Here is a 15,185-nt window from a genome sequence, read left to right as displayed (position 1 = left end):
GATATCGACCCCGGCAACCCGTTTCGTCAGTGCGACTGGCCGACCTCGATCAGGTGCCCGTCCGGGTCCCGCAGGTAGCAGCGGATCTCCGGCCCCCGGTCGATCGGCCGGGTCAGGAACCGGGCCCCGCGGGAGCGCCAGTCCTCGTACACGGCCTGGATGTCGGCCACCCGGATGTTGAGGAACGCGCTGGTCCGGTTCTCCTCGGGCGGGGTGGTCAGCACCACGTCCGGCTTGTCCTCGGTCGGGCCGCCGCCCAGGTTGACGATGATCCAGCTGTTGGCGAGCCGGACCATCGTCGGCTCGCCGGGCCGGACCACGGTGCCGCCGAGCACGTCGCGGTAGAAGGCGACCGAGCGGGCGATGTCGGCGGTGACCAGGAAGTGGGTGAGCAGGATGCCCTCGGCGGGGATCGGCAGGTCGTCCGTGGCCATGCGACCAGCGTGGCATCCGGGCCTAACCCCGACCGGCGAATTACCGCAACTCGGGCGGAATGCCCGCCTAGGCTGAACGGGTGGACGAGGACCCCCAGCTGCGCGACTGGTTGCCGCGGACCGCGGCGCTGCTGGTCGGCACCCTGGCCCTGGCCACCGCGTTCATCGCCGCCTACGTGGGCGCCCTGCACCAGCCGAACCCGCGTGACCTGCCGGTCGGCGTGGTGCGCGCCGACCAGCGCGCCCAGGCGGTCACCACCGCCGTACGCCAGCGCACCGACTCGATCAAGGCCGTCGGGTACGACACCCGCGACGCGGCGATCGACGCGCTGGAGTCCCGCGAGGTGTACGCGGTGCTCACCTCCACGGAGCAGGGCGGGCTGGTGCTCACCACCGCCTCGGCCTCCGCGCCGGCCGCCACCGAGGTGGTCACCCGGCTGCTCACCACCGCCGCCCAGCAGGGCCAGGTGCCGATCGAGGTCACCGACGCGGTGCCGGTCTCCCCCGACGACCCACGCGGGCTGGTGCCGTTCTACCTGGCCGTGGGGCTGGTGCTCGGCGGCTACCTGGCCTCCACCGCGCTCGGCATCTCACTCGGCACCGCGCCGCGCGACCTGCGCCGGGCCGGTCTGCGGATCGCCTCGCTGGCGGTGCACGGGGTGCTGCTCGGGATCATCGGCGCCGTGCTGGTCGGCCCGGTGCTCGGCGTCTGGGACCACGACCTGGTGGCGGTCGCCGCCGTCGGCGCGCTGACCGTGTTCGCCGCCGGCATGGTGGCCGCCGCGGTGCAGGGCTGGCTCGGGCTGCTCGGCACCGGGCTGGTGATCCTGCTGCTGGTGGTGCTCGGCAACCCCGGCTCGGGCGGCATCTACGCACCCGAGTTCCTGCCCGCCTTCCTGCGCGGCATGCACCGGTGGAACGTGCCAGGGCTCGGCACCGACCTGCTCAAGTCGGCGGTCTACTTCGACTGGCGGTCCGCCCGGTGGCCGCTGGTGGGCCTGGTGCTGTGGGCGGTGCTCGGGGTGGTCGGCCTGCTCACTGCCAGTCTGGTCCGCGGTCGGCGGGCCGTCGACCGGCGGGCGGCGCGGGCGCCGCGCTGAGCCGTACCCCCGGATGGTGGTGAAGGTGACATCCAGGGCCCCCTCCTTTCCCAGCGGCCCGCGCGGATACCATCCAGGGAAGTCGGACAGCGCTGTCCTTCGTACTCACGTGAGGAGCGCACCGTGACCGACCAGTACGATCACGACGGGCCCGACGCCGCCCTGCGGGCCGACATCCGCCGCCTCGGCACGCTGCTCGGGCAGACCCTCGCCCGCCAGGAGGGCCGCCCGCTGCTCGACCTGGTCGAGGAGATCCGCGCCCAGGTCCGCGCCGACGCCCCGGCGGCCGCCCAGCGGCTCGGCGGCCTCGACGTGACCACCGGCACCAAGCTGGCCCGGGCGTTCTCCACCTACTTCCACCTGGCCAACATCACCGAGCAGGTGCACCGGGCGCGGGACCTGCGCCGACGCCGCGCCACCGACGGCGGCTGGCTGGACCAGGCGGCCAAGATGATCGCCGAGCGCGGGGTGCCGGCCGAGGAGATCGCCGCGGCGGCCCGCCGGCTGGCGGTACGCCCCGTCTTCACCGCCCACCCCACCGAGGCGGCCCGCCGGTCGATCCTGTCGAAGCTGCGCGCGATCGCCGACGAGCTGGACAACGAGACCGCCAACGCGATCCTCTACGGCGCCAGCGACGAGGGCCCGGCCAACCGGCGGCTGGCCGAGCTGCTGGACCTGATGTGGCAGACCGACGAGCTGCGGCTGGACCGGCCGGACCCGACCGACGAGGCCCGCAACGCCATCTTCTACCTGCGCGACCTGTACGCCGAGGCCGCCCCGCAGGTGCTCGACGACCTCGCCGACACGCTGCGCACCCTGGGCGTGGAGACCTCACCGACGTCCCGCCCGCTGACCTTCGGCAGCTGGATCGGCGGCGACCGGGACGGCAACCCGTTCGTGACCCCGGCGGTCACCCGCGAGGTGCTGCAGATCCAGCACGAGCACGGGATCGCCGCCACCGAGCAGGCGATGGACCACCTGATCGACGAGGTGTCCGTCTCCCGCCGGCTGCGCGGCGTCTCGCTGGACCTGTCCGCCAGCCTCGCCGCCGACCTGGACGCGCTGCCCGAGGTGGCGGCCCGGTTCCGCCGGGTCAACGCCGAGGAGCCGTACCGGCTCAAGGCCCGGTGCGTGAAGGCCAAGCTGGCCAACAGCCGGGAGCGGCTGCGCACCGGCACCCCGCACGTGCCCGGCCGGGACTACCGTGGCTCGGCCGAGCTGATCGCCGACCTGGAGCTGCTGCGCGCCTCGCTGGCCCGCAACGCCGGCCAGCTCACCGCCGTCGGCCGGCTCGCCTCCACCATCCGTACGGTCTCCGCGTTCGGGCTGCACCTGGCCACCCTGGACGTCCGGGAGCACGCCGAGAAGCACCACGAGGTGCTGGCCCAGCTCTACGGCTCGGTGGGCGAGGTCGACGACTACCCGACGCTGACCCGGCTGGAGCGCACCAAGCTGCTCGCCGACGAGCTGACCGGCCGGCGCCCGCTCGCCGCGCTGGACACCCCGTTGACCGAGAGCGCGCGCAAGACGTTCGACGTGTTCAACGCCGTCCGCGAGGCGCAGGACCGGTTCGGCGGCGACGTGATCGAGTCGTACATCATCTCGATGACCCTCGGGGTGGACGACGTGCTCGCCGCGGTGGTGCTGGCCCGCGAGGCCGGCCTGGTGGACGTGCACACCGGCCGCGCCCGGATCGGCATCGTGCCGCTGCTGGAGACCCCGGCCGAGCTGAACGCCGGCGGTGAGCTGCTGGACGAGCTGCTGTCGCTGCCCGCGTACCGGGCGCTGGTCGCGGCCCGGGGCGACGTGCAGGAGGTGATGCTGGGCTACTCCGACTCGAACAAGGAGGCCGGGATCACCACCAGCCAGTGGTCGATCCACCGGGCCCAGCGCGCGCTGCGGGACGTGGCCGCCCGGCACGGGGTGCACCTGCGGCTGTTCCACGGCCGGGGCGGCACTGTCGGTCGCGGCGGCGGGCCCACCCACGACGCGATCCTGGCCCAGCCGTACGGGACGCTGGACGGCGCGATCAAGGTCACCGAGCAGGGCGAGGTAATCTCCGACAAGTACACCCTGCCCGCGCTGGCCAGGGAGAACCTGGAGCTGACCGTCGCGGCGGTGCTGCAGGCGACGCTGCTGCACACCGCGCCCCGGCAGCCGGCCGAGCAGCTGGACCGCTGGGACGCCGCGATGGACGTGGTGTCCGAGTCGGCCTTCCGGTCGTACCGGGGGCTGGTGGAGGATCCGGACCTGCCGGCGTACTTCTGGGCGTCCACCCCCACGGAGCTGCTCGGCGCGTTGAACATCGGCTCCCGGCCGGCGAAGCGGCCGAACACCGGGGCCGGCCTGGCCGGCCTGCGGGCCATCCCGTGGGTCTTCGGCTGGACCCAGACCCGGCAGATCGTGCCGGGCTGGTTCGGGGTCGGCTCGGGCCTGGCGGCGGCCCGCGAGGCCGGCCTGGAGGACGTGCTCGCCGAGATGCACCGCAACTGGCACTTCTTCCGCACGTTCCTGTCGAACGTCGAGATGATGCTGACCAAGACCGACCTGAGCATCGCCCGCCGCTACGTCGAGACGCTGGTGCCGAAGAAGCTGCACCCGATCTTCGACACCATCGAGCGGGAGTACGAGCTGACCAAGCAGGAGGTGCTGGCGATCACCGGCTCGCCGGCCCTGCTGGAGAACTCCCCGGTGCTGCAGCGCACCCTCGCGGTGCGGGACACCTACCTCGAGCCGCTGCACCACCTGCAGGTGGCGCTGCTGCGCCAGTACCGCGACTCCGGCGCCGCCGGGCGGGCGGTGGCGACCGCGCCGGGCGGCCGCCGCGCCCCGAGCGACGGTACGGCGCTGGAGCGGGCCCTGCTGACCACGGTCAACGGCATCGCCGCGGGAATGCGTAACACCGGCTGACCGCGGGCGGACGTCAAGGGGCCCCGGTCGCGCCGCGACCGGGGCCCTCGTCGGATGTCACCGGGTGGTGCTCAGAAGTCCCCGCCGCCGAAGTCGCCACCACCGAAGTCGCCACCGCCGAAGTCCCCGCCGCCGCCGAAGTCGCCGGCCTGGTCGCCCGCGAAGTCGCCGCCCTGGTCGCCGGGGTCGCCGCCGCCCTGGTCGTCGCCGTAGTCCGCGCCGTCGCCGAAGCCCTCCTGGTAGCCGGCCTCGTAGCCCGGGTCTCCGAAGGCCGGCGAGAAGAGCGCGTCGGCGATCAGCATGCCGCCGATCACCCCGGCGCCGGCGCCCAGCGCGGTCTTCCACCACGGCGTGGAGTACCAGCCGGACGGCACCGGCCGGCCCTGGTAGCGCCCGCCCGGGTAGTAGTAGGGGGTGTCCCGGCCGGGCTGCGGGCCGGCCCGGAACGTCTGGCCCTGCACCTGCACCTGCCGCTCCACGGTGAGCTCGCCGGTGTCCTTGGCCGCGGCCAGCTTGGGCAGCTCGGGGCCCGGGCCCAGGCCGAGCGCCACCCGGGCGGCCCGGATGTACATCAGCCCCTCGACCGCGGTCTCCCGGGCCAGGCGGTACTGGTGGATGGTCTGCGCCTGCTCCAGCTGGCTGCCGGCGGCGTTGTAGCGCTCGGCGGCGTCGACCAGCGCCTGCCGTACCGCGGGCTCGTCACCGTGCAGGTTCATCACCTGCCCGCCGAGCCGTTCGTACCAGCGTTGGGCGTCGGAGCGGACGTCGGCGAGGCTGCGCGCGTCCCGGGCGGCCTGTTCACGCCGCCACCAGACGAACCCGCCGCCCAGCATGACGACGAGGGCCCCCACGAGAGCAAGTTCCATGGCCAAGAACGTACCCGGCGGGTTCACGTCGTATCCCTTTGGCATGCTCTGGGAATGGATCTGGCAACGGTGACCGTGGTGGTGCTCTGCCTCGTCGCCGGGGGCGCCGCCGGGTGGTACGCGGCCCGCGCCCGGTCGGCGACCGAGATCGCCCGGCTGGAGGCCACACTGGAGGCCAACCGGGCGGGCGAGGGCCGGCTGGAGCAGTCCATGCGGGCGCTCAGCTACGAGGCGACCGCCCAGTCCCAGGAGGCGGTGGCCCGGGCGGTCGCCCCGCTGCACGAGACCCTGCGCCGCTACGAGACCCGGGTGGCGCAGCTGGAGCACGACCGGGTCGACGCGTACGCCGAGCTGCGCGAGCAGGTCCGCTCGATGAGCGCGGTCTCCGGTGAGCTGCGCACCGAGACCAAGCAGCTGGTCGCCGCGCTACGCGCGCCCCAGGTGCGCGGCCGGTGGGGCGAGCACCAGCTCCGCCGGATCGTCGAGGCGGCCGGCATGCTGGAGCACTGCGACTTCTCCGAGCAGGTCACCGCCGCCACCGACCACCAGGGGGTACGCCCCGACCTGGTGGTCCGGCTGCACGGTGGCCGGACGGTGGTGGTCGACGCGAAGGCGCCGTTCGACGCGTACCTCACCGCGATGGAGGCGCGCGACGAGCGCGGCCGCGACCACCACCTCGACGCGCACGCGAAGCACCTGCGCGGGCACGTGGACGCGCTGGCCGCCAAGACGTACTGGGCGGCGTTCGACTCGACACCCGAGTTCGTGGTGCTCTTCGTGCCCGCCGACCCGTTCCTCGACGTGGCGTTGCAGCGCGACCCGACGCTGCTGGAGCACGCCTTCGCCCGCAACGTGGTGCTGGCCACCCCGGCCACCCTGGTGGCGCTGCTGCGCACGGTCGCCTACTCGTGGCGGCAGGAGGCGCTGGCCCGCAACGCGGTGGCGGTGCACACGCTGGCCCGCGAGCTCTACAGCCGACTGTCCACCCTGGGCGATCACGTCGGCAAGTTGGGCGCGTCGCTGGGCGGGGCGGTGACCGCGTACAACCGGGCGGTGGGGTCGCTGGAGGCCCGGGTGCTGGTCAGCGCCCGCAAGCTCGCCGAGCTCGGGGTGTCGGACGACGAGCTGGCCGCGCCGGCCCAGGTGGAGCTGACGCCCCGCCAGCCGCAGGCCCCGGAGCTGCTCGAACCGTCCACTCCGGCCGGCGAGTGACGGCCGCGGTCAACGCCGGGCGGCTGCGGCCTTCATGTCCCGCTTGAGCTCCTGCGGCAGCGAGAAGGTCAGCCGCTCGTTGGCGGTGGTGATCTCGTCCACGTCGGTGAAGCCCCGCTCGGCGAGGTACGCCAGCACGTCCTGCACCAGCTCGTCCGGGACGCTGGCGCCGGAGGTGACGCCGACCGTGCCGGCGCCGGCCAGCCAGGCGTCGTCGATCTCGGAGGCGAAGTCGACCAGGTGCCCGGCGCGCGCCCCGGCGTCCAGCGCCACCTCGACCAGCCGGACGGAGTTCGAGGAGTTCCGCGAGCCGACCACGATCACCACGTCGCACTCCGGGGCGATCTCCTTGACCACGTGCTGGCGGTTGGAGGTGGCGTAGCAGATGTCGTCGCTGGGCGGCGACTGGAGCAGCGGCAGCCGGGTCTTCAGCCGGGCCACCGTCTCCAGCGTCTCGTCCACCGACAGGGTGGTCTGGGAGAGCCAGACGACCTTGGCCGGATCCCGTACGGTGATCTTGTCGGCGTCGTCCGGGCCGTCCACCAGCTGGATGTGCGCGGGGGCCTCGCCGGCGGTGCCGATGACCTCCTCGTGCCCCTCGTGGCCGATCAGCAGGATGTCGTAGTCCTCGGCGGCGAACCGCTTCGCCTCCTGGTGCACCTTGGTGACCAGCGGGCAGGTGGCGTCGATCGCCTTGAGCGAGCGCGCCCTGGCCTGCTCGTACACCTCGGGGGCCACGCCGTGCGCGGAGAAGATGACGGTGGCGCCCTCCGGCACCTCCTCGTTCTCCTCCACGAAGATCGCGCCCTGGGCCTCCAGCGTCCGCACCACGTGCTTGTTGTGCACGATCTGCTTGCGGACGTAGATCGGGGCGCCGTAGAGCTTCAACGCCTCCTCGACGGTCTGCACCGCCCGGTCGACGCCCGCGCAGTAGCCGCGGGGCTTGGCCAGGAGCACGCGCTTGCCGGTCCGGGGAGTCGTCTCAGCGTGAGTCACCCGCCCATCGTACGTGCCGCTCTCCCGCCCGACACCGCCTGCGACCCGTACCACAGCCGGGGCACGCGTCAGGGGGTGACCGTAGGGTGGGCGGGTGAGTGACGTGGGGCGCAGCAGCGCGGAGGAGCCCTGGCCGGTCCGGGTGGTCAGCCAGAAGGTGGGCGCCTGGATCGCCAAGCTGGGCTGGGTCTGGGTGGACGGGCAGGTGGCGCAGATCAGCCGGCGCCCCGGGGCCAGCACCGTCTTCCTCACCCTGCGTGACCCGTCCGCCGACCTGAGCCTGACCGTCACCACCAACCGGGACGTGCTCGACCTCGGCGCGCCGGAGCTGCGCGAGGGCGCCCGGGTGGTGCTGCACGCCAAGCCCGAGTTCTACGCCGCGCGCGGCACGCTGAGCCTGCGCGCCGACGAGATCCGCCAGGTGGGCCTGGGTGAGCTGCTGGCCCGACTGGAGAAGCTCAAGAAGCTGCTCGCCGCCGAGGGGCTGTTCGACCGGGCCCGCAAGCGCCGGCTGCCGTTCCTGCCGCAGCGGATCGGCCTGATCACCGGGCGTGCCTCGGCCGCCGAGCGGGACGTGCTGACCAACGCCCGACGGCGCTGGCCCGCGGTCGAGTTCCGCACGGTCAACGTGGCGGTGCAGGGCGCGGGCGCGGTGCCGCAGATCGTGGACGCGCTGAAGGTGCTCGACGCCGACCCGAGCATCGACGTGATCATCATCGCCCGGGGTGGCGGCGGCATCGAGGACCTGCTGCCCTTCTCCGACGAGGCGCTCTGCCGGGCGGTCTTCGCCTGCAGTACGCCGGTGGTCAGCGCGATCGGCCACGAGACGGACGCGCCGCTGGTCGACTACGTCGCCGACCTGCGCGCCTCCACCCCGACGGACGCGGCCAAGCGGGTCGTGCCCGACCTGGCCGAGGAGGTACGCCTGATCGGGCAGGCCCGCTCCCGGCTGGAGCGCGCGGTGCGTCAACTGGTGGACCGGGAGTCCCACCGGCTCGACCTGCTGCGCTCCCGCCCGGTGCTGGCCCGCCCGCAGGTGATGGTGGACCAGCGGGCCGCCGAGGCGACCGCGCTGCGGCAGCGGGCCGGCCGCTGCCTGGACCACCGGCTCGGCGCGGCGGCCGACGACCTGCGGCACACCCTGGCCCGGCTGCGGGCGCTCTCCCCCGCCGCCACCCTCGACCGGGGGTACGCGATCGTGCAGCGCGCCGACGGGCACGTCGTCCGCGCCGCGTCCGAGGTGGCCAAGGGCGATCCGCTGCGGGTACGCCTCGCCGACGGCGAGCTGGCCGCCACCGTCGACGGCTGAGACCTGTGGTGGGATGGGTGCGATGACTGACGACAAGAAGGCCGAGCCGCTCAGCTACGAGCAGGCTCGCGCGGAGCTGGCCCAGGTGGTGGAGCGGCTGGAGGCCGGCGGCACCTCGCTGGAGGAGTCGCTGGCGCTGTGGGAGCGCGGCGAGCAGCTCGCCGAGGTCTGCCAGCGCTGGCTGGACGGCGCCCGGGCCCGGATCGACGCCGCCCGGCAGTCCGCCGACTCCTGACCCACCCCGGCCGCGCCGGGCGCACCGCACCGACGGCCCTGCGGACGGGGCCGGACCCGCCGATGGCGGGGCGGCCTCGGCCACCCCGCCATCGGAAGAGCTCAGTTGAACAGGTTGTAGAACTCCTGCGGGGCCTCGACGACCTGATCGGCCGAGGGCTTCTGGGCGGCCGTGGCGTTGCCGTAGTCCGAGTAGGTGATCTTCATGTCCTGGGCGGCGGTCTGGCCGGCGGCCGGGATCTTGAGCACCAGCTCGCTGAGCCGGCCCTGCGGGTCGAGCTTCGCGGTGAACGGCACCGACTTGGCCTGCGGGCCGAGCGCGGTGATCAGCGTCTGGTCCAGCGAGCCGGCCTGGGCCGCCTTGGTCACGTCCAGGGTGCCGGAGTACGCGCCCTCGCCGGTCTGCTGCGCCTCGGTGATGCCCTGGGTGAGCACCGCGCTGCCGGCCGGGTCGATCTTGTCGAAGTCGAAGCCGAGCGCCTTGTTGCCCTTGATCCGGCTCTGGTCGAGGTGCTGGTACTTGCCGAGGTTGAGCTTTTGCGCGCCGGGGATCTGGCTGGCCGACTTGCCGCCCAGATCGAGCTTGACCCAGCTGTCCGGCTTGGCGTGGATCAGGTCGAGGTTCAGCATCAGGTCCGACGACGCGTCACCGATGGTCAGCTTCATCTGGGCGCTCTGGCTCGGCTCGTGCACCATGCCCTCGGCGGTCGAGCCGACGCCGGCCAGGGTGAAGCGGAAGTTGCCGTTGCGGATCTCGTTGGTCGAGTTGAGCAGCGCCTGCTTCGCGTCGGCGGTGCCGCTCGGGGCGATGGCCGAGGCGGACGCGGCCGGCGTGGCGGACCCGGAGGCGGCGGGGTCGGTCGACCCGTTGGCGTTGCAGGCTACCAGGCCGGGCGTGAGGATGGCCGCGGTGAACGCGGCGGCACTCCAGCGTCGAATGGTCACGGGAATCTCCAGCGGGCTCGTCCGGCGACCGGGCGCCGGATCGGTGGTGTCGGATGCGAGGTGTCCCCTCTTGTTCCCCGACGGCCCGTTCGGCAACCCCGCACCACCCCATCGGGCGAGACGCCGGGCGACGGCGGTGGGACGGGAGACCGGTGGCCTCCCGCCCCGCCGGCCGGTCAGCTGTTGAACATCTGGTACACCTGGTCGGACGCCTCGACGACCTTCGCCGCCGGCGGCTGCTGCACCGGGGTGGCGGCGCCGTAGTCGGCGTACTTCACCACCATGGTGTACGCCTTGACGTCGCCGGCGGTCGGCACGTCCACCGCGATCTGGGACAGCCGGCCCTGGTCGTCGACCGTCGCGGTGAACGGGACGACCGAGGCCTTGGCGCCCATCTTCTTGACGTCGTCGGCGTCCAGCACGTCCGAGTCGGTCAGCTTGGTGACGTCCAGGGTGCCCGCGTACGCACCCGGGCCGGTCTGCCGGATCTCGGTCGCGGTCCTGAGCAGCTTGTCGCTGCCGGCCGGGTCGACGTCGGTGAAGTCGAAGTCCAGCTCCCCGCCGTTCTTCAGCTTCGCGCGGTCGAGGTGCTGGTACTTGCCCTTCATCGCCTTCAGCGTGGGAACGCTGTCCGCCATGTTCCCGAAGTCCATCAGCACCCAGCTGTCGTCGCCGATGTAGACCAGGTGCATCTTCATCGACAGGTCGTCGGCGCTCTTCGCCTCGCTGGCCAGCGTCACTTCGGCGCTCTTGCTGGGCAGGTGCACCTTGCCGCCACCGTTGAGCTCAGGGCCACCGGCCATGCTGAAGGTGAAGTTGCCCTTGCTGATCTCCTTCGTGGAGGCGAGCAGGGCGGTCTTCGGGTCGGCCGGCGTGGTTGGCGCCGCGGCGGCGTCGTCGGTGGCGGAATCCGTCTTGCAGGCGGTCAGGCCGGGGACGAGCAGGGCGGCGGCGAGGAGCCCGAGGCTCCACCGTCGAACGTTCACGTGGTTCTCTTTCCAGTGATACGGGCGCTCCCGGCGGCGACGGCCGATCGGGAGCAGAGCCGGGGCAGCCTAACGGAAGGCCGGCCGCCGCGGTGCCCCTCGCGCCGCCGCGGTGCCCCTAGCGCAGCGAGGTGGCGAGCGTGCGCAGCTCGTTCTCCCGGGCGTCGCCGACCACGATCACCGTACGGTTCGGTTCGAGCAGCACCAGGGCCTGCTCGTTGCCCCGGCCGGTGTACTTCTGCCAGTTGCCGCCGGGAAGGTCGGCCGGCCCCTGCGGCTGGCCCTGGTCGGTCAGCTCGGCGGGGATCAGCTGCTGCGGCGGCACGTTGCTCTCCACCAGCTGGGCGGCGCCGCCCTCCGGCGAGAGGTAGCCGACCCGCAGCGTGGCGCCGCCGTTCTCGGTCCGGTAGCCGGCGCTGACCGTACGCCAGCCGGAGCCGAGCCCGGCCGGCTGGCTGACCGGGAAGGCACCCGCCGAGCGGGCCTGCTCGTAGGCGGGGGTCGCGTCCACCGTGGTGGGCTGCTCCCCGCCGAGGAAGCCGCGGTAGAACGCCACGATCAGGGCGATCGGCACCAGCAGCACCAGCAGCGAGAGCGCCATGTCCTTCGACGACCGCTCCGACCGGGACTTTCCGCCGCCGGCCGCCGGTGGCCGGGCGGCCCGCGCGGGCGGCCCGGCCACCGGCGGCACGTCCGGATCGGGTTCCACCCCTGCGGGCAGGTCCGGGTCGGGCTCGACGGCCGCGGGCACCATCGGGTCGGGCTCCACCGCCGCGGGCACGTCCGGATCGGGCGCCACGGCAGCGGGTACGGCCCGGTCGGGCTCGACGGCCGCGGGCGCGGCCGGGGCGGGCTCGGCCGGCACGCCGGTCGAGGTCACCGGCGGCTGGCCGTCCGGTGGGGTGCGGTCGGCGGGTACGCGGTCGGCGGGCTGCGCGGGTTCCACCGGTCCATTCTCGCAGCCGTCCGGGTGACCGATCCCGCCCACCACCGCCCCGACCCGCCCGTGGACCTGTCATCGTGTGAGGATCAGCGACAAAGCCGGCAGCGGCGACGGCCGCACCCTGCCGGTCCACCCCGCAACGTCGCGAGGAGGAAGCCGTCATGACGAACACCAGGACGCGGATCCCCCAGGATCTCGACCGCAACCTTGCCCTCGATCTGGTCCGGGTCACCGAGGCCGCGGCGATGGCCGCCGGCCGGTGGGTCGGCCGGGGCGACAAGGAGGGCGGCGACGGGGCGGCCGTCGACGCGATGCGCAAGCTGATCAACTCGATCCAGATGCGCGGGATCGTGGTGATCGGCGAGGGCGAGAAGGACAACGCGCCGATGCTCTTCAACGGCGAAGAGGTGGGCGACGGCACCGGGCCCGAGGTGGACGTGGCGGTGGACCCGGTCGACGGCACCACGCTGATGAGCAAGGGCATGCCGAACGCCCTCGCGGTGCTCGCGGTCTCCGAGCGCGGCGCCATGTTCGACCCGAGCGCGGTCTTCTACATGGAGAAGCTCGCGGTCGGCCCGGAGTACGCGGACGTGGTGGACATCAACGCCGGCCCGGCGGAGAACATCCGGCGGATCGCGAAGGCCAAGGGCACCGAGGTCTCCGACGTGACGGTCTGCGTGCTGGACCGCTCCCGGCACGACGACCTGGTGTCGCAGATCCGGCGGGCCGGGGCGGGCATCCGGTTCATCTCCGACGGTGACATCGCCGGCTCGATCGCCGCGGCGCGCGGTGAGTCCGGCGTCGACGTGCTGATGGGCATCGGCGGCACCCCCGAGGGGATCATCTCGGCCTGCGCCCTGAAGTGCATGGGCGGCGCGATGCAGGCCAAGCTCTGGCCGCGCGACGAGCAGGAGCGGGAGAAGGCGCTGGCCGCCGGGCACGACCTGGACCGGGTGCTGCTCACCGACGACCTGGTCACCGGGGACAACTGCTTCTTCGTGGCCACCGGGGTAACCTCCGGCGACCTGCTGCGCGGGGTGCGGTACCGGGAGGGTGGGGCGTACACCCAGTCGATCGTGATGCGCTCCAAGAGCGGCACGATCCGGGTGATCGACTCGTACCACCGGCTGGAGAAGCTGGCCCTCTACTCAGCCGTGGACTTCGACGGCCGGCCGCTGGCCGAGCAGGAGTGAGCACCACCGCGACGGCGCCGCCGCCCACCGTCCCGGAGTCCCGGCGGGCCACCGGCGTCGCGCTGGCGACCGCCTCCGGCCTCGCCGTGGCGGTGCAGTCCCGGATCAACGGCGAACTGGGGGTACGCCTCGCCGACGGCATCGCCGCCGCGGTGGTCTCGTTCGGGCTGGGCCTGCTGGTGCTGTTGGTGCTGGTGCCGGCCACCCCAGCCGGGCGGCGGGGGCTGGGCCGGCTGCGGTCGGCGCTGCGCGGTGGTGCGCTGCGGCCCTGGCAGTGCCTGGGCGGGGTGTGCGGCGCCTTCCTGGTCGCCACCCAGGGCCTGACCATCGGCACCCTCGGCGTCGCCGTGTTCACCGTGGCGGTGGTGGCCGGTCAGTCGGCCAGCAGCCTGGCGGTGGACCGGGCCGGGATCGGCCCGACCGGCCGGCAGCCGGTCACCCCGGCGCGGCTGGCCGGCGCGGTGCTCACCGTGCTGGCCGTGCTGCTGGCCGTGGGCGACCGGCTCGGCGACCCGGGCACCCTGGCGCTGGCCCTGCTGCCGCTGCTGGCCGGCGTGGGCATCGCCTGGCAGCAGGCGGTCAACGGCCGGGTCCGCGGCGCCTCGGACAGCACACTCGCCGCCACCCTGGTCAACTTCGTCGTCGGCACCACCGCGCTGCTGGTCACCTTCGCCGTCGACGTGGCCGTGCGGGGCTGGCCGTCCGGGGCCCTGCCGGCGCAGCCGTGGCTCTACCTGGGCGGCCCGATCGGCATCGTGTTCATCGCGATCGCGGCGGCCATCGTCCGGTTCACCGGCGTACTGCTGCTCGGCCTGGCCACCATCGCCGGGCAGATCATCGGCGCCGTACTGCTGGACGTGCTGCTGCCGACGGCGGCCTCGCACCCGGGGCCGGCGACCCTGGCCGGCGCGGCGCTGACGCTGGTCGCGGTGCTGGTCGCCGCGCTCGGCCCGGCACCACGCCGACGCCCGGCCGGCGCCCCCGGCCCCAACGACGCCAACTGACGCCGGCGCCGCGCCCCGGGCCGGTGGGGCCGGGGCGGGTCCCGGCGCCGCCCGGCCCGCGGAGCAGGGTCCCGCCGGGGCCGGCGGTCAGCCGCGCAGCGCGTGGATGGTCTCCTTGAGCGCCCGGTCCAGCGGCGTCGCCTCGATGCCGAGGGTCGCGGTGGCCGCGGCGGAGTCCATCAGGTACGGCCGGCGGAACTGGTAGGCGGTCTCCCGCAGCTCCCGGGCGAACGGATTGACCACCCCGGCGAGCCAGAGCGCCGGGTACGGCAACCGGGCCAGCTTCGGCGCGGGGGCGCCGGCCAGCGCGGCCACCCGCTCCGCCAGCTCCCGCACGGTGACGGCGGGCGGGCTGGGCACGTGCCAGGCCCGCCCCCAGGCGCGCTCGTCGGTGGCCGCCGCGATCACGGTGCGGGCGACGTCCTCGACGTAGGTGAAGGTGTGCGGGACGTCCAGCGGGGCGGGCAGCACCACCTTCCGGCCGGCCAGCACCCCGGGCACCACCATGCTGGTCAGCGAGGTGCTGCCGGCGCCGAGGTAGTCCGAGCCGCGGACCTCGGTGATCCGGGCCCGCCCGGCCTGGTGGGCGGCGAGCGCGTCGGCCCACATCCGGTTGCGGACCCGCCCCTTGGTGCCCGTCGCGGCGAGCGGGGTCCGCTCGGTCATCGGGCCGTCGACCGGGCCGTACCCGTAGAGGTTGCCGACGGTGGCGAGCACCGCGCCGGTCCGCTCGGCGGCGGTGAGCAGGGCTGCGGCCAGCGGCGGCCAGTCGGTCGCCCAGCGGTGGTAGGCCGGGTTCGCGCAGTTGTGGAGGGCTACGGCACCGGCGCTGAGGGCGGTGAGCCGCTCGGCGTCGGCCGCGTCGGCGGCCACCCTCTCGACCGCCGGGTGGTCGGGGCCGGTGCCGCGACGGGTGATGACGCGGACCCGCTCCCCCCGCTCGGCGAGGAGGCGGGCGGTGGCGGTGCCGACCGGGCCGGAACCGACGATGACGTGCAGCGACATGGGAACGCCTTCCGAAGCGGGGATCCGATACGAGAGCAGTGCTCTCGC

At 73.9% G+C, this 15,185-nt stretch carries 14 protein-coding genes; 7 read left to right on the top strand and 7 right to left on the bottom strand.

What is annotated here, in order from left to right; translation table 11 throughout:
• Positions 1-26: 26 nt before the first annotated feature.
• On the bottom strand, positions 27-434 hold the full coding sequence (locus ACFY3U_RS17520; protein ID WP_387202184.1) for a VOC family protein: 408 nt from the start codon (positions 432-434) through the stop codon (positions 27-29).
• A gap of 80 nt (positions 435-514) precedes the next feature.
• Here ACFY3U_RS17520 and ACFY3U_RS17515 point away from each other — a divergent pair, with 80 nt between their 5' ends.
• Both ACFY3U_RS17515 and ppc read left to right on the top strand, forming a co-directional pair.
• A complete protein-coding gene (locus tag ACFY3U_RS17515) occupies positions 515-1,534 on the top strand; it encodes a hypothetical protein (RefSeq protein WP_387202181.1) in 1,020 nt (339 codons plus the stop codon).
• A gap of 123 nt (positions 1,535-1,657) precedes the next feature.
• Positions 1,658-4,444, top strand: coding sequence for a phosphoenolpyruvate carboxylase (gene ppc / locus ACFY3U_RS17510; RefSeq protein ID WP_387202178.1), 2,787 nt, complete (start codon positions 1,658-1,660; stop codon positions 4,442-4,444).
• A 71-nt stretch (positions 4,445-4,515) separates the two neighbouring features.
• Here ppc and ACFY3U_RS17505 read toward each other — a convergent pair whose 3' ends face one another.
• Entirely contained in the window at positions 4,516-5,310 is a 795-nt protein-coding gene (locus ACFY3U_RS17505; protein ID WP_387202175.1) for a hypothetical protein, read from the bottom strand.
• Positions 5,311-5,364: 54 nt separating this feature from the next.
• Here ACFY3U_RS17505 and ACFY3U_RS17500 point away from each other — a divergent pair, with 54 nt between their 5' ends.
• Entirely contained in the window at positions 5,365-6,522 is a 1,158-nt protein-coding gene (locus ACFY3U_RS17500) for a DNA recombination protein RmuC (RefSeq protein WP_387202172.1), read from the top strand.
• A 9-nt stretch (positions 6,523-6,531) separates the two neighbouring features.
• Here ACFY3U_RS17500 and ACFY3U_RS17495 read toward each other — a convergent pair whose 3' ends face one another.
• The gene (locus ACFY3U_RS17495) at positions 6,532-7,518 is read right to left on the bottom strand and encodes a 4-hydroxy-3-methylbut-2-enyl diphosphate reductase (RefSeq protein WP_387202169.1); all 987 of its coding nucleotides are present in this window, start codon (positions 7,516-7,518) and stop codon (positions 6,532-6,534) included.
• 94 nt (positions 7,519-7,612) lie between these two features.
• Here ACFY3U_RS17495 and xseA point away from each other — a divergent pair, with 94 nt between their 5' ends.
• A complete protein-coding gene (gene xseA / locus ACFY3U_RS17490; protein ID WP_387202166.1) occupies positions 7,613-8,827 on the top strand; it encodes an exodeoxyribonuclease VII large subunit in 1,215 nt (404 codons plus the stop codon).
• Between the two features lie 22 nt (positions 8,828-8,849).
• A complete protein-coding gene (locus tag ACFY3U_RS17485) occupies positions 8,850-9,062 on the top strand; it encodes an exodeoxyribonuclease VII small subunit (protein ID WP_387202163.1) in 213 nt (70 codons plus the stop codon).
• Between the two features lie 101 nt (positions 9,063-9,163).
• On the opposite strand, the gene ACFY3U_RS17480 is transcribed toward ACFY3U_RS17485, so the two are convergent.
• The 3 genes from ACFY3U_RS17480 to ACFY3U_RS17470 form a co-directional block, all read right to left on the bottom strand.
• Positions 9,164-10,006, bottom strand: coding sequence for a hypothetical protein (locus ACFY3U_RS17480; protein ID WP_387202160.1), 843 nt, complete (start codon positions 10,004-10,006; stop codon positions 9,164-9,166).
• A gap of 176 nt (positions 10,007-10,182) precedes the next feature.
• Entirely contained in the window at positions 10,183-10,992 is an 810-nt protein-coding gene (locus ACFY3U_RS17475; RefSeq protein WP_387202157.1) for a hypothetical protein, read from the bottom strand.
• Between the two features lie 118 nt (positions 10,993-11,110).
• Positions 11,111-11,938 (bottom strand): DUF4245 family protein, encoded by an 828-nt coding sequence (locus ACFY3U_RS17470; protein ID WP_387202154.1) that lies wholly within the window; start codon positions 11,936-11,938, stop codon positions 11,111-11,113.
• Positions 11,939-12,096: 158 nt separating this feature from the next.
• On the opposite strand from ACFY3U_RS17470, the gene glpX reads away from it, so the two are divergent.
• Together glpX and ACFY3U_RS17460 are read left to right on the top strand one after the other, a co-directional pair.
• Positions 12,097-13,128, top strand: coding sequence for a class II fructose-bisphosphatase (glpX, locus tag ACFY3U_RS17465; protein WP_387202150.1), 1,032 nt, complete (start codon positions 12,097-12,099; stop codon positions 13,126-13,128).
• On the top strand, positions 13,125-14,132 hold the full coding sequence (locus ACFY3U_RS17460) for a DMT family transporter (protein WP_387202147.1): 1,008 nt from the start codon (positions 13,125-13,127) through the stop codon (positions 14,130-14,132). The genes glpX and ACFY3U_RS17460 overlap by 4 nt, the downstream gene beginning before the upstream one ends.
• Positions 14,133-14,219: 87 nt before the next feature.
• On the opposite strand, the gene ACFY3U_RS17455 is transcribed toward ACFY3U_RS17460, so the two are convergent.
• Positions 14,220-15,137, bottom strand: coding sequence for an NAD-dependent epimerase/dehydratase family protein (locus ACFY3U_RS17455; RefSeq protein ID WP_387202144.1), 918 nt, complete (start codon positions 15,135-15,137; stop codon positions 14,220-14,222).
• Positions 15,138-15,185: the final 48 nt, after the last annotated feature.

It is taken from the genome of Micromonospora sp. NPDC000089 (genome assembly GCF_042899365.1).
GTDB lineage: Bacteria > Actinomycetota > Actinomycetes > Mycobacteriales > Micromonosporaceae > Micromonospora.
This window is presented reverse-complemented; position numbering and strand designations above follow the sequence as displayed.

Excerpts from the sequence above, each read along its gene's own strand:
- ACFY3U_RS17505 (WP_387202175.1), bottom strand. The coding sequence starts at position 5,310 with ATGGAACTTGCTCTCGTGGGGGCCCTCGTCGTCATGCTGGGCGGCGGG.
- ACFY3U_RS17485 (WP_387202163.1), top strand. The coding sequence starts at position 8,850 with ATGACTGACGACAAGAAGGCCGAGCCGCTCAGCTACGAGCAGGCTCGC.
- ACFY3U_RS17520 (WP_387202184.1), bottom strand. The coding sequence starts at position 434 with ATGGCCACGGACGACCTGCCGATCCCCGCCGAGGGCATCCTGCTCACC.
- glpX (WP_387202150.1), top strand. The coding sequence starts at position 12,097 with ATGACGAACACCAGGACGCGGATCCCCCAGGATCTCGACCGCAACCTT.
- ACFY3U_RS17455 (WP_387202144.1), bottom strand. The coding sequence starts at position 15,137 with ATGTCGCTGCACGTCATCGTCGGTTCCGGCCCGGTCGGCACCGCCACC.
- ACFY3U_RS17500 (WP_387202172.1), top strand. The coding sequence starts at position 5,365 with ATGGATCTGGCAACGGTGACCGTGGTGGTGCTCTGCCTCGTCGCCGGG.